Genomic DNA, 13,984 nt, shown 5'->3' with positions numbered 1-13,984 from the left:
GGCCGCCGCATCAACCTCCGGATCCAGTGTGTACATCCACGGGATGACCCGCCTGAGGGGTTACCTCTGTGGACTGATGCAGCCGCCCACTCCGCTGCCAGAGGATGGTTCACCGTGAGCTACGAAGACAACGCGCCGGTCGTGGAACTGACCGCCGTGCGCAAGGAGTACAGCGACTCGGTCGCGCTCGACGGGATCTCCCTGCGGATCCACGCCGGCGAAGCCGTCGCGGTGATGGGTCCTTCCGGCAGTGGCAAGTCGACGCTGCTGAACATGGTCGCGGGCCTCGACCGGCCGACGTCCGGCTCGGTGGTGGTGAACGGCGAGGACCTCGGGAAGCTGAACGAGACCGGCCTCGCCCGGTACCGCCGTCGCCGGATCGGCATGATCTTCCAGTTCTTCAACCTGCTCGACGACCTCCCCGCGCTGGACAACGTCGCGCTCGCCGCACAGCTGACCGGCACCAAGGCCGCGCAGGCCCGCAAGCGTGCACTGGACCTGTTCGGCGAGCTCGGCATCGCCGACCGCAAGAACATCTATCCCGCCCAGCTCAGCGGCGGGGAGCGGCAGCGGGTCGCGGTCGCGAGGGCGCTGATGAACCGGCCCGCCCTGCTGCTCGCCGACGAGCCGACGGGTGCCCTGGACAGCCGGTCCGGCGAGCAGGTGATGGACCTGCTGCTCGACCTCAACCAGATCGGTCAGACCCTGCTGCTGGTCACCCACGACGAACGGCTCGCCACCCGCTGCGCGAGCCGCCGCGTCGAGATCGTCGACGGCAGGGTGGCCCACGAGACCCAATTGGAGCGGCTGTGAGCGGAGCGTTCCGGCGTCTCGCGGCTCGCAACCGCACCTCAGGGGAACGTGACGCAAACCAGCCACAAGTACGTGACCAAACAGAGCCATTCGTCCCCAACGCAACCAACACATTGAATTCCGGAGAGGCGGAACAGTTGTGAGCGCGGTCTGGCGGGTGTCGCGTGCCGCGATTCGCCGGCGGCGCATGCAGACCGCCGTGATCGGTGTCGTGGTGGCGGTGTCGACCGCGACGATCGTGGTGGCGCTCGCTCTGTTGTCGACCGCGTCAGCCCCGTACGACCGGGCGCACGCGCAGCAGCACGGCGCGCACCTGGTCGCGGCGTTCGACGCCGCCGCGGTGTCGAACGCCCAGCTGACCAGCGCCGCGAAGGCGGCGGACGTCGAGTCGTACGCCGGCCCGTACAGCCAGGTGACGCTGGAGATGGAGGACAACGGGGACCATCTGTTCTTCCCCACCCTCACGGTCGTCGGCCGCGCGAACCCCGACGGCGCGGTGGATCGGCTCAACCTGTGGCAGGGCCGGTGGGCCAGCAAGCCCGGCGAGATCGTGATGGCGATGCGGCCCGGCGATGAGAACCTGCCGCTGGGCACGCGGCTCTCGTTCACGGGGCATTCCGCGATGACCGTCGTCGGTTTCGCGTACTCCGTGACCGGCTCCGCCGACGCGTGGGTCACCCCCGGCCAGATGACCGAGCTGAAGCCGACCGCCACACAGATGCTGTACCGCTTCACCAGCGCCGCGACCGACGCGGACGTGCGCGCCGGCGAGGCCGCGGTGACCGTCGGGCTCCCGAAGAACGCGGTGCTCGGCGCGCAGTCCTACCTCAGTGCGAAGAAGGAGGTCGCCTCCGAGACCGCGGTCTACGTGCCGTTCCTGATGCTCTTCGGGGTGCTCGGGCTGGTCGTGGCGGTCCTGATCGTGGCCAACGTGATCAGCGGCGCGGTCGTGGCCGGATACCGCGACATCGGGATGCTGAAGGCGCTGGGGTTCAGCCCGAACCAGGTCATGGTCGTCTACCTGGTGATGGTCACCGTCCCGTCCGTCGTCGGGAGCGTGCTCGGCACGATCGGAGGCAACGTCGGCGCGCAGCCGCTGCTGTCGGACGTGTTCGCGGCCTACGGCGGGAGCGGCATCGGTGTCGACCTGTGGGTGGACGCCCTCGCGTTGGTCGGCATGCCGGTCGTGGTCGTGCTGGCCGCGTTGCTCTCCGCACTGCGGGCGCGGTGGCTGCCCGCCGCCAGGGCGATCAGCGCGGGCAGTGCGCCGAGGGGTGGACGGGCACTGCGCGTCCAGCGGTGGCTGTCCGGCGTTCGTCTGCCGCGTTCGGTCAGCCTCGGTCTCGGTGTGCCGTTCGCCCGTCCGGCACGCAGCGGGTTGACCCTGGCCGCGGTCGTGCTCGGGGTCATGACGGTGACGCTCGCGATCGGCGTGACGATGTCGATCAACACCTACCAGAGCGCGGTCAACCCGTCCCATCCCGACCGGGTCGAGCTGGGGGCGATGACCGGCGAGGGCCCGCGAATGGGGCCGCCCGGCGAGAGCGAACCAGCACAGACCCCGCCGAAGCTCAGCGACAGCGAGGACGAGGCGCTGCTGCGGTCGCTGCCGGGCACGGTCCACGTCGCGGCGATCGCGAACCGGACGGTCAACCTGACGGGTGGGAACCAGCGCGTCGAGGCCCAGTTCGTCCGCGGCGACGGCGCCGCGACCGGGCCCCAGGTGCTGTCCGGTCACTGGCCGAGCCGCGCCGGCGAGATCGCGGTCAGCTCACGGTTCCTCAACCAGCGCGGACTGGCCATGGGCGACACCCTCACCATCGAGCTCGACGACCAGCGTGTGCCGGTACGCATCGTCGGCATGCTCCTGATCAACAGCGACGGGATCATGTACGCCGACTGGGCCACCCTGGAGCGCCTGGCACCGGACCAGCGTGCCGACCAGTACGTCGTCGATCTAGCACCCGGCACCGACCAGCAGGCCTACCTGAACGCCGTCCAGGCAGGCGATCCCGGACTGAACGTCCTGCCAGCGCTCAAGCATGGTTCCGACCAGGCCACAGTGCTGATCAGCGCCGCCGCGGTGCTGACGCTCGTGCTGGGCATCGTCGCGGCGCTGGGCGTGTTCAACACGGTCGTCCTCAATGCCCGGGAACGCCGCCGCGACCTGGGCATGCTCAAGTCGATCGGCATGACCCCGGGGCAGGTCGTGACGATGATGGTCACGTCCATGGGCGCGCTGGGCGTGGTCGGCGGGTTGATCGGCCTGCCGCTCGGGGTCGCCGCGCATCAGCTGCTGGCTCCCGCGATGATGCGTGCCGGTCATGCGGACGTGCTCGACGTCGTGGTGGACGTCTACCGGGCGCCGATGTTCGTCCCGCTCGCACTGGCGGGGGTCGCGATCGCGGTGCTCGGGGCGTTCATCCCGGCCAGGTCAGCGGCCCGCACGACGATCGCGGAGGCACTACGCAACGAGTGAGCGGGACATGGTCGGTGTCCTGAAAGACGCGATGGGGACGTTCAACGACCCGAGCGCGTCTTTCGGGACATTGCCCATGGCCGGCCCCGAGGGTCTCGTCTCAGGAGATTTCGGTCAGTTCTCTTCTGATCGCTTCTATTTCGGGGGTGGCGGGGCCGTGGAAGATCTCCAGTGACGTCGACCATTCGCGCTTCGCCTGTTCGCGTTTCCCCTGCGCGAGCAGGGCGAGGCCTTTGACGTGTAACGCGCGGGTCTGGCCGTAGGGCGAGTTCACCTCCTGGTGAATCGCGAACGCGTTGCTCGCGTGGGCGACGGCCTGGGGGTGGTCGCCGTTCTCGTGGGTGATCCAGGCGAGGAGGATCTCGGCGTCGCCGCGTAATCGGAGTAGTTCGCCTTTGCGGGCCAACTCGATGGCGCGGTGAGCGTGGTCCTGGGCGTGGTCGAGGCGACCTTCGGTCTTGTCGATGGACGCCAGTTGGAGCATGGCCTCGACGTGTGCCTTGGTGTAGTCGAGCTCGTGGGACATCCTGAGCGCGGACTCCGCGTGCGTGCGTGCCTGTGCGGTTCGCTCGACCTCCTGGTAGATGCTCGCCAGGGAGATCAGTGAGTCGGTGATGTCGTACTCGTCGCCGAGATCCTCGGCTACCGCGAGAGCCTCGGTCGCGTAGGCGATGGATGCCTTGCTGTTGCCCGTTTTCGAGTAGCCGTGGGCCAACCCGCGCAGCGCCTCCGACTCGTAGTGCTGGTCGCGGCCCTGGCGGTAGCACTCGAGTGCCAGCAGATGCTGTTCGATGGCGGCGTCGAACTCGCCTCGGCGGATCATGATCACACCGAGGGTGGAGTGCACCAGGCCTTTGGTCGAGCTGCTGGACGTGGCGTCGATCAGGTCGAACGCGGACAGCGCGTACTTCTTGGCGATGTCGAGCTGGTCGCGCCATTCCTCGAGGACGCTGAGGTTCAGCAACGCCGCCAGCTGGAGTGCTTTGAAGTCGTGTTGCTCGGCGATGCGCAGGGTCTCGCCGAGCTGGTTGGCCGCGTCCGGCAGGTACCCCTGCGTTGCCAGAGCCTCGCCGAGTGCGCCGCGAGCGCGGGCTTCCCCCTCCGCGAGCCCCAGCTCCAGATAGTGGTCCAACTCGGCCCTGATGTGGGGGAGCGCTCGTTGGACGTCGCGGATGCGTAGGTAGACCGAGGAGAACGCGTTGTGCACGACGGCCATCGCGCGGAGGTTCTCGGCGTCGCGTGCCGCGTTCAACGCGATCTCGAAGGCGCCGAGGGCCTCGATCCGGTACTCGCCATGGGTCACGACGTACGCCCGCAGCGACTCGGACAGGTACCAGGCGATCTCGGCGGGGCCGTGCTGGGCGGTGTAGCGAATGGTCGCGATCAGGTTGAGGACCTCGTCGCTCATCCATCGTGCGGCGTTGGGGACGTCCGCGGGGTGCTCGGCGGTCACGATCGTGGGATGTGCGCGTGGCAGGCGGATCCAGGTGGGGTACAAGGCGTCCGCGGCCTGGTCGGCGGTGGTGACGAAGTAGCTGTACAGCCGGGCGAGCGCGGCGTGCAGGTCGCCGGGGTCGTCCTCGGTGACGCACCGGTCGTGGGCGTAGAGCCGCACGAGGTGGTGGAACCGGTAGTGCCGGGCACGGCTGGGATGGATGAGGCTCGCCGCGGTGAGCTCACCGAGCAGCTGCTCGGCCTGCTCGGGAGCGATGTCGGCGACGTGTTGCGCGCAGCCGCGGCAGAAGTCAGGACCCGGAACCAGACTCAGCAGTCGGAACAGGCGTGCCGCGTCGGCGGTGAGCGTTCGGTACGACAGGTCGAAGACCGCACGTACCGTGGCGCGCGGGTCGTCGGCGATCGTCAGCGCGGCGAGGCGGTCGCGTTGTTCCAGCTCGGCGATGAACTCGGGCAGCGGACGCGAGCTGTGTAGATAGGCCGTCGCCGCCACGCGCATGGCGAGCGGCAGGTGCCCGCACAGCTCGATGATCTGCCCGACGTCGCTGTCGGCCAACGTCGGCACGGTGGCCAGGATGATGCGGATGAGTTGTTCGGCCTCCCTTGGCTTCAGCGGCGCCAGTTGCAGCAGGCGTGCTCCGGTCAGGGCGGCCAGGCTGGGCATCTGCGAACGACTGGTGATCAGCAGCGCGGATTCCGGGGCGGCGGGGATGAGGTCGTGCACCTGTTGGGCGTTCGCCGCGTTGTCGAGGACGAGCAGGATCCGGCGATCGGCGACCAGGCTGCGGTAGGTGTTGGTGAGGTCCTCGAGGTCGGTCGGGAGCTGGGTGGACGGCAGCCCCAGTGCGGGCAGGATGCGGCTGAGCACCCGCGCTGGACTCAGCGGCGTGTGCTCGGAATAGCCGTGCAGGTCGATGAACAGTTGCCCGTCGGGAAACCGCGTGCGTACCTCGTGTGCGAGCTTGACGGCGAACGCGCTCTTGCCGACACCCGGCATCCCGCTGATGACGAGCACGGGTGCGCTCACGCCGGACGGTGTGGTCAACGCCGTGCGTGCCGTGGCCAGCTCACTGGCGCGCCCGACGAAGTCGCCGATGTCGGCGGGTAGCTGAGCGGGTGTGAGGCGCACGAGCGTCGGGCCTGCCGCGTCGGCGTTGGCAACGCTCTGGGCGGCGTCGAGGGTGTCGGTGAGCACGCCGTGGTGGGTTCGCTCGAGCTCGGCCCCTGGCGTGATACCGAACTCGTCGGCCAGGTAGGCGCGTGCCCGTCGGTAGGCCGCGAGCGCCTCCACACGCTTGCCGGAGCGGTAGAGCGCCACCATCAGCTGCGACCAGACCCGTTCCCGGTGGGGATAGCGTGCGGTCGTCATGATCAGATCGGTGACGAGCTCGGCGTGCCGGCCAAGGCCGAGGTACGCGTCGGCGCGCTTCTCGACTGTCTGGCAGTACTCCTCGACCAAGGCGTGCACCGCACGCGACTTCGCCCTGCTTGGCGACAATCCGGCCAGCGGTTCGTCGTCCCACAGCATGAGTGCGCGATCGAGCCTGGCGAGTTGCTCCCCGCCGCGCAGGGTCTCGGCTTCACGCAGCAGACACCGGAACCGCAGCAGGTCAACCGCGACGTCGGAGGCGGTGAGGCGGAACCCGTCCGGCAAGGCCTCGATCAGGTCCGGCGCCTCCAGCGTTCGGCGCAACCGGCGGACGTAGGCCTTCGCGCTCTCCCAGGCGTCGCTTGGCGGCTCGTCCTCCCACAGCCACTCGACCAGCTCGCTGATCGGCACGACCTGGTTCGCGCGCAACAGCAGACTGGCCAGGACCACCTGCTGGCTACCTGCCGGCACGTGCACGGGTTCACCGGCGCGCAGCACGGCGATCGGCCCCAGGACGCGGAACTTCATCACAGACACCTCACCGCCTTCCCCCAGTGTCCGTCGACGTCCGTGGCTACCCAGCGCACATGAGCCGATGCTGCCGGTTCCCCGGAGGATAATGCTCGCCGTCGGTGTCGCGGTAAGGGTCCGGCAAACTCTCCTGACGCGACCCTCGCCCGGTCGGCGTAGTCCGTGTCGGCAATACGATCCGCTATTCGCTCGAAATGGCTTGGCAACCCCTGTGAGGTAACCTTTAACGCGAGCTTGGCCCGGATGAGGAGCACGCGATGAACACGTCGACCGTGGACAACGTCATTGTCGAGTTAGCCGAGGAGCAGAAGCCCGCGGACGTACTGTGGGCGTGGGTCGAGCGATCATCGGACGGTGACTGACCAGCATTTCGGGCCCGGCTGACCAGCACGTGGACGATCCAAGACTGCGCATCTCGTCCTGTGGTGCGTTGTTGTGGCACGCCGGTCAGCTCGTCTGGCACGACACCCTTACTCACCGGCGCTTCGCGATCGGCGAAGGCGCCGATATCGTGCTGCGCTGTTTTATCGCCTGGCAACCACTGAGCCTGTTGCGCGAGCACGCTCGTGACGACGACCATTTCCAGTCCCTGGTGGCGATCGCCGAACGGATGCGGGCGGCCAACATCCTCATCACCTGGGAGTCGGAACGGCATCGTGTCGAGGACGTCAACGAGGCCGCGTGGCATCCCTGGGGTCGGCTCGTCGCGCTGTTCCACGGCGAGACCCGGAACCTTCGTGACCAGACCTTCATCACGGCCGAGGGCGATCAGGAGCGGCTGCGGGAACGTCTGGACCTCCGACCACCGCCGCCCGCGAGCCGGGAGTTCCCGACGACGCGGCGGGTCCCCCTGGCGGCCACCGACGCGCCTCCGTTGTCCCGCGCCGGTTTCCTCGACGTGCTGTCCCACCGTCGCAGTACCCGCAAGTTCTCGGGTGATCCCGTGTCCTTCGAGAAGATCAGCGCACTGCTGCGGTGGGGTGGTGGGATCACCGAGCTTGACGAGCCCACCCAGACCGCGTTCAAGACCTCCGCTTCCGGGGGAGGCCGGCACCCCACCGAGATCTACGTCCACGCGCACCGGGTCACCGGGCTCGAATCCGGGATGTACCACCTGAACACGAGGCACCACGAGCTCGAGCTCATCGGGCCGCCGCGGGACCCGGACACCCTCGTGAGGTTGCTGGGGGACCAGGGCTGGGTAGCGGAAAGCGGTTGCCTGGTGTTCTTCACCTCCGTGCTCGCGCGCAGCATGTGGAAGTACTCCACTCCGCGCACGTATCGCATGCTCCACCTCGACGTCGGCCACCTCAGTCAGACTTTTTACCTGCTGGCCGCCGCACTCGGGCTCGGGATGACCTTCACCGCGGCGATCCGGGACGAGAAACTGGAGGAATTCCTGGGGATTGACTCTGCCCACGAATTGGTGATGGGCTGTTCAGTGATTGGCATGCCTACCGACACGTCCGCAATTGGACACGGAGAGTAGCCACGGAAAGGCGTAGCGTTGCTGGGGGAGGGCAGGAGTCACGACCGCGTCACCTACGCGGACATCTTCGCCGTACGCGAGTTCCGCGCGCTCTTCATCAGCCGTGCGCTGTCCACGGTTGGCGACTACGTCGCGCGTGCGGCGCTGGTCATCGCCGTGTTCACCGAGACGGAGTCCGAGGCTCTCATGGGCATCACCTTCGCCCTGGGCACGTTGCCGGACCTCATCGGCGGCCCGCTGCTCGCGGGTCTTGCGGACCGGTTCCCTCGACGCGCCGTCATGGTCGCCGCGGATTTCTCCCGTGCTCTCCTAATTCTGGTCATGGCAATTCCCGGAATACCGTTGTTGGCGCTCTGGGCGTTGTTCTTCGTGATCCGGCTGGTGGACTCCCCTTTCAACAGCGCCTACATCTCCACCATGTCCGTGGTGCTGCCGGGAAAGCGGCTCGTGAAGGGGTCCGCGGTCACACAGCTGGTCAACCACGTCTCCTACACGGTCGGCTACGCGTTCGGCGGCGTCATCGTCGCGCTCACCGGACTGTCCATGGTCCTGGTGTTCAACGCCGCCACCTTCGCGTTGTCCGGCTTCATAATCCTGGCGGGGGTGCTCGCCCGCCAGGCGACCGCCGACGCCTCACGGTCCTTGCTGGGGGCCACCCGCGCCGCGATCCGCCACATCGCGGGCCACCCACGGCTGCGGGTGATCATGCTGTTCCCGTTCGCCATCGCCACCACACTCTCGTGCCAGACACTCGCCGCGCCATACGCGGCGCAGCTCGGTCACAGTGCGGTCGTCGCGGGACTGCTGATGGGCGCCGGTCCCGCCGGCATCGTCGTCGGCCTGTGGCTCCTGCCGATGCTCGTCCCGGACCAACGCGCAGGGCACGTGGTGGTCCTGTCGATCGTCAGCTGCGCGCCGCTGATGCTGTTCATGCCCGTGCCGGGCGTGGCGCTCTCGGTCGCGCTGATCGTGGTCTCCGGAATCGCGCTGTACTACTGGATCCCGCTCGCCGCCGAGTTCACGCAGACGGTTCCCGACGCCATGCGCGGGCAGGCCGTCGGACTGCTCACCACGATGATGAAGGTCACCCAGGGCGTCGCCATCCTGATCTTCGGGCTCGTCGCCGAGCGCGCGACGTCGGCCACCGTGATCGCGGCCTCCGGCGCGGTCGGCACCGTCATGGTGATTTCTCTCTCCGTGGCGTGGGTATGGGCAAATCGGCCCGGGGCGATTACCGTGACGCCTCGAACCACGCCCGGCGATTCGGCGTCGTGACCCCATCTGTGACACACGACAGGTTGCTGTCCGTCGTGTGTCCGTGAACTGTCCGTGCTCTTCAAGATCCTGGACACATGGACACGGGGGGAATTTTCACACCTGTCGCATGGGGGGCAGGCCAGACAGCACTGGCACTTCTGTTGTGCGGACTCGCGCAGGCGGAGTTCGCCCGTTACCAGGCACGGCGCGCGGTACGGCCGGTGGACACGCCCTGGGTGTCCACCGTGGCCGTGTGGATCATGGGGGCCGCGCTGACCCTGCCGCCGGCCGCGGTTCTCGCCGTGGCGGCCGTTCTGCACGCGCACGAGCTGTTTCGCGGGCCGCCTCGGCAACTTGGTAGCGCCCTGGTCAGCACTTTCGCCGCGACACTCGCGTCGCTGGTGTCATCGGGTGACGCGCGCACGGGGGTACTCGCCGGCCTGCTCTACCTTGCCGCGACCGACGGTCCGGCGCTCCTGCGCGGGGCGTGGCGGCTCGTCGCCGGCGCGCATCCCGTGGTGGGTAGGCGCGGCGCGGCCGGCGACGGCGTGACCCTCGTGGCTCTCGGCGTGATGTTGGGGCTGTCCATGCACTTCTCCCCACTCGCCATCCTTTTCGTCCTGCTTCCCGTCTCGTACCTGCGTCGGTCGGCGCACGGTCGTGCGCTGCGGCACGCCGCGGCCCACGACCCGAAGACACAGCTGTGGAACCACGCGGCGTGGCAGACGCTCAGCAGCGCCGCGCTCGCGAGTCACCGCACCCGCGCTCGTTCGGCCGTGCTCATGGTCGATCTGGACCACTTCAAGCGGCTCAACGACACCTACGGTCACCGCGCCGGAGACGACGTCCTCGGCAGCGTCGCGCACGTGCTGCAGAACACCACGCGCCGCAACGACATCGTGGCCCGCATCGGCGGAGAGGAGTTCAGCATCCTGCTCCCCGGCGTCACCGAGCAGGAGGCATGCCAGGCGGCCGAACGCATCCGTGACCAGATCGCCGCGCTGACCGTGACCACCACCAACCTGCACGGCCACCCGACGGTGATCAACGGCATCACCGCCTCCATCGGCGTCGCCGCGACACATCGTGCCGACACCAGCGTGGACGACCTGCTGGTGAACGCCGACCGCTGGCTGTACCAGGCCAAGGAACGTGGCCGCAACCGCGTCTGCGGCCCGCTGCTCGCCGCCGCTGCCTGAAACACCTGACGAGGGAAAGGAAATCCGATGCATCACCCGCTTCGCATCGGACTCCTGGCTGGTGCGGTGCTGTTCGCGGCCAACGCCGCCGCGGCCGCGCCGACCGCGGCGAAGGACTGGGCACTGGCCGGCGTGATCCTCGCGGCGGCGCTCGTCCAGGACGAGATCACCCGCCGAATGCGCCCCGGCGGCCGCGAGTCCGCGCCCCACATCGGGGCGGCCATGGCGTCGGTCTGGTCGCTGGCGGCCGCGGTCACCGTGCACCTGATGCTGGCCATCGCACTCGTACTGGCCCTGTACGCGTACCGCCACCTGCGTGGGCAGCAGGACCTGCTCGGTGAGGCCGGCGCGATCGCGTGTTCGGTCACCGCCGCCCATTTCGTCGCCTCGGCCGGAGCATGGGCGACGCCGAGCCCACAAGCCAACACTGCGGGGGTACTCGCGATCGCCGCGGCCGGAGCCGCGCACCTGGTGGCCACCCACGCGGCCGCGGCGATCGCGGGCCTACTGAACGGCGAGCCCGGCTCGTTGTTGGGCCGTGCCACGGACATCGGCCTCGAGGCTGCGCTGCTGACCGTCGGTGGCATCACCGGCGCGCTCGCCACCGGCGGACCGCTCGTCGTGTTCGCCGCCGTGCCCGTCGTCGTCACGCTGTACGGCGCCGCGGTCACCCAGCAGCTCGAGGACGAGGCCTCCATCGACCAGAAGACGGGTCTGGCCACCGCCGCGTCCTGGCAGGCCCACGCCGACCGCGCCTTCGCCACCGCAGCACCGGACCGGCGCCCGATCGGCGTGCTCATGGTCGACCTGGACTACTTCAAGCGGCTCAACGACACCTACGGTCACCCAGCCGGCGACGACGTCCTCGCCGCGGTCGGGGCGTGCCTGCGGTCCCAGCTACGCCAGTCCGATCTCGGTGGCCGCTTCGGCGGCGAGGAGTTCACGGTGCTCCTGCCCGACACCGACATCATCGACACGATGACCACCGCGGAACGCATCCGCACCGAAATCTCGTCGTTGCGCGTCCCCACCGTCGACAACCACGGCCGCCACACGGTGATCACCGACGTCACGGCCTCGATCGGCGCCGCGACCTACCCGCACCACGGCACCACGCTCCAGGACTGCCTCCGTGTCGCCGACGACCACGTGTACCAGGCCAAGCAACAGGGCAGGAACACCGTCGTCGGGACCCGCTGACGCATCGGCGGGCCGTCCAGGCGGGTAAACCCTGAGCCACCTCGCGCATGAACGCGGGCCTGCTGGCGTGGACCCCGGGTCAGGCGCTGGGCAGGCGCGGCCATAGAGCCCTGGCGATCGCGAGCGCTCCCTCGCAGGCCGGCGAATCGGCCTGGTCGTTCTCGTCGTCGCCCCGCCCGGAAGGCACGTCGGTGTCGACCGCCACGGTCTCGACGAGGCCGGTCGTTCCCATGACCTCCTCGAACGGGATGTGCCCGGTCTCGACGGTGCAGAAGCCGCCGGTGTCGGTGGTGATCGACGGCCGGCCGGCGATCGGGTCGGAGTTACCGTCGAAGTCGTTCGAGGGTTCCGGCGGCTTGGCGACGCCGAAGGTCACCTTGACGCCCGGCCCGTCCATCCCCGGAGTGCGCCAGTAGCACTGGTGGCGGTTGGGTTTGTCCACGCGCCGCGCCTCGGCGAAGCCCGGTAACGCGGTGACCGTCTCGTCGGAGACGAGGTCACACGGATCGAGTGCGATCAGCGAGTTCTTCGCCGGCGAGCGGTGTTCGACCTTCCCGGCCAGGATCACCTCCACGACCTTGGCCATGCCGGCGGTGACCATGTCGCAGGTGGGGACCGGTTTGGCCGTCGGGCCCATGCGGCTGCGGACACTGAGCGCGAGATCCTCCTCGGCGAACACCAAGGTCTGCCAGCAGGAAACACCGACGTCGTCGGGCTTGGTGGTGTAGATCGAGTCGTTGACGTCCTCGAGCTTGTCGGTCGGCAGGAACGGGTCGGCGCTGGGCCGGGCCAGCTCGCCGACCATGATGGTGACCTCCTCGGCGGCCTTCCTCGTAAGGGAGTCCGTTTCGGAGGCACCAGGCTTGACGACGACCGTGCAGTAGTCCAGTGATTCCGGCGGGCCGAACTCGGCGGACCCGAACTCGGCGAACACCTCCGGGTCGGTGAGACCGCACGGTTGGATCGTGGCGAGGTCACCGAGAACCCGCGTCGCGTCGCCACTGGTGGTGCACCCAGCGAGAACCGCGACCGCCACCGCGACCAGCGGCGTCCGTCGTAACCAGCTTTCCATTCCCCCACATCCCCCAGTGCGTCTTCGAACAGTCAGATCCCGCTAGTCATTATCCAGGAGTGAGACGATGTTGCGGCCGATGTTGATCGAGTCGGTGTCGATGTTGGCGAGTACGGTGACCGAGACTTCCGTGGTGGGGTTGAACTCCAGGTACGTGGAGATGCCCAGGTCACGACCGTCGTGCCAGTAGCTTTCGACGGCGGACCTGGTGCCTTGGGCGAAGAGGCCGTAGCAGTACCACTCGAGTGAGGTCAGCGCGACTCTGGGACGCAGCAGATCGGCGACCGACCCTCGTCCGCCGATCGCCGGTCTGCCGGTGAGCAGGAATTGTTGCCAGCGGCCGAGATCGGTCACCGTCGAGTACATGCCGCCTGCGGAGAAGAGGGTCGCCTCGTCGAGGTGGGGGGCAGGAGTGGTCCAGTCCTCGTAGGTCAGTGCGTGGTCCGTGCCTGGGTCGTAGCCGCTGTTGGACATGCCGAGCGGGTCGAGGATTTCGCGACGCAGAAAGTCGCCGTAGCGTTCGCCGGTGACCTTTTCGATCAGGTGCCCCAGTAGCACGTATCCGGAGTTGGTGTATTCGAACCGCGAGCCAGGGGTGTACTCCAGCGGCCGGGCGGCGAAGGTCTGGATCAGCTGTGCGGGGGTTGGCGGCATGCCGGCGAAGCGTTCCTGGAACGCGTCCTGATCGTCGTTGTAGTTGTACAACCCCGAGGTGTGGGTGAGCAGGTGCTCGATCGTGATGGGTTGCCAGTCCGGTGGGCAGTCCGGCAGGTGGGCACACACCGCGTCGCTGACTCGCAGCTTGCCGCGCTCCTGCAGAATCAGCACGGCAAGGCTCGTGAACTGCTTTGTCAGTGAGGCGATCAGGAACCGGGTGTCCGGTCCGTTCGGTGTCCCGCCTGCCCAGTCGGCGCGGTCGAAACCACGGCGCAGCACCACGTCCTCGCCTCGCCGTACCTCGACCGCGCCACGGAACCGTTTGGTTCGAACTGTCTGGTCGAGAAAGTCGACCAACGACTGGGTGTTCCGGTCGTCTCGGCGTGTCGACGTGGGTTGCGGCGACGTGCACGCGAGCACCGCGGTGGTCACGGCGAGCAGCGCGCCCAGTTTCCGTTTCATC

At 68.4% G+C, this 13,984-nt stretch carries 9 protein-coding genes; 6 read left to right on the top strand and 3 right to left on the bottom strand.

Features of this window, described 5'->3' with window-relative positions:
- The first annotated feature begins 114 nt into the window (after positions 1–114).
- Together VF106_RS21835 and VF106_RS21830 are read left to right on the top strand one after the other, a co-directional pair.
- Complete coding sequence (locus tag VF106_RS21835) at positions 115–813, top strand: ABC transporter ATP-binding protein (RefSeq protein WP_330841634.1); 699 nt, start codon at positions 115–117, stop codon at positions 811–813.
- A gap of 139 nt (positions 814–952) precedes the next feature.
- On the top strand, positions 953–3,292 hold the full coding sequence (locus tag VF106_RS21830; protein ID WP_330841633.1) for an ABC transporter permease: 2,340 nt from the start codon (positions 953–955) through the stop codon (positions 3,290–3,292).
- Positions 3,293–3,392: 100 nt separating this feature from the next.
- Here VF106_RS21830 and VF106_RS21825 read toward each other — a convergent pair whose 3' ends face one another.
- Positions 3,393–6,644 carry an AfsR/SARP family transcriptional regulator gene (locus VF106_RS21825; RefSeq protein ID WP_330841632.1) on the bottom strand — a complete coding sequence of 1,084 codons (3,252 nt, stop codon included), beginning with the start codon at positions 6,642–6,644 and terminating at the stop codon, positions 3,393–3,395.
- Between the two features lie 394 nt (positions 6,645–7,038).
- On the opposite strand from VF106_RS21825, the gene VF106_RS21820 reads away from it, so the two are divergent.
- The 4 genes from VF106_RS21820 to VF106_RS21805 all read left to right on the top strand — a co-directional run bounded on the left by VF106_RS21820 (position 7,039) and on the right by VF106_RS21805 (position 11,792).
- Positions 7,039–8,136: a SagB family peptide dehydrogenase gene (locus tag VF106_RS21820; RefSeq protein ID WP_330841631.1), complete on the top strand. Its 1,098-nt coding sequence runs from the start codon at positions 7,039–7,041 to the stop codon at positions 8,134–8,136.
- Between the two features lie 18 nt (positions 8,137–8,154).
- Entirely contained in the window at positions 8,155–9,411 is a 1,257-nt protein-coding gene (locus VF106_RS21815; protein WP_330841630.1) for an MFS transporter, read from the top strand.
- A gap of 77 nt (positions 9,412–9,488) precedes the next feature.
- On the top strand, positions 9,489–10,592 hold the full coding sequence (locus VF106_RS21810; RefSeq protein ID WP_330841629.1) for a GGDEF domain-containing protein: 1,104 nt from the start codon (positions 9,489–9,491) through the stop codon (positions 10,590–10,592).
- A 27-nt stretch (positions 10,593–10,619) separates the two neighbouring features.
- A complete protein-coding gene (locus tag VF106_RS21805; protein ID WP_330841628.1) occupies positions 10,620–11,792 on the top strand; it encodes a sensor domain-containing diguanylate cyclase in 1,173 nt (390 codons plus the stop codon).
- A gap of 79 nt (positions 11,793–11,871) precedes the next feature.
- Here VF106_RS21805 and VF106_RS21800 read toward each other — a convergent pair whose 3' ends face one another.
- Both VF106_RS21800 and VF106_RS21795 read right to left on the bottom strand, forming a co-directional pair.
- Positions 11,872–12,864: a DUF3558 family protein gene (locus VF106_RS21800; RefSeq protein ID WP_330841627.1), complete on the bottom strand. Its 993-nt coding sequence runs from the start codon at positions 12,862–12,864 to the stop codon at positions 11,872–11,874.
- A gap of 42 nt (positions 12,865–12,906) precedes the next feature.
- Positions 12,907–13,983, bottom strand: coding sequence for a serine hydrolase domain-containing protein (locus VF106_RS21795; RefSeq protein ID WP_330841626.1), 1,077 nt, complete (start codon positions 13,981–13,983; stop codon positions 12,907–12,909).
- Position 13,984 lies beyond the last annotated feature (1 nt).

The organism is Actinophytocola sp. (assembly GCF_036378875.1).
In the GTDB taxonomy this organism is placed as follows: domain Bacteria; phylum Actinomycetota; class Actinomycetes; order Mycobacteriales; family Pseudonocardiaceae; genus Actinophytocola.
The sequence above is the reverse complement of the archived record's forward strand: the minus strand, read 5'-3'. Positions and strand labels throughout refer to the sequence as shown.

Excerpts from the sequence above, each read along its gene's own strand:
- VF106_RS21825 (WP_330841632.1), bottom strand. The coding sequence starts at position 6,644 with ATGAAGTTCCGCGTCCTGGGGCCGATCGCCGTGCTGCGCGCCGGTGAA.
- VF106_RS21810 (WP_330841629.1), top strand. The coding sequence starts at position 9,489 with ATGGACACGGGGGGAATTTTCACACCTGTCGCATGGGGGGCAGGCCAG.
- VF106_RS21805 (WP_330841628.1), top strand. The coding sequence starts at position 10,620 with ATGCATCACCCGCTTCGCATCGGACTCCTGGCTGGTGCGGTGCTGTTC.
- VF106_RS21800 (WP_330841627.1), bottom strand. The coding sequence starts at position 12,864 with ATGGAAAGCTGGTTACGACGGACGCCGCTGGTCGCGGTGGCGGTCGCG.
- VF106_RS21795 (WP_330841626.1), bottom strand. The coding sequence starts at position 13,983 with ATGAAACGGAAACTGGGCGCGCTGCTCGCCGTGACCACCGCGGTGCTC.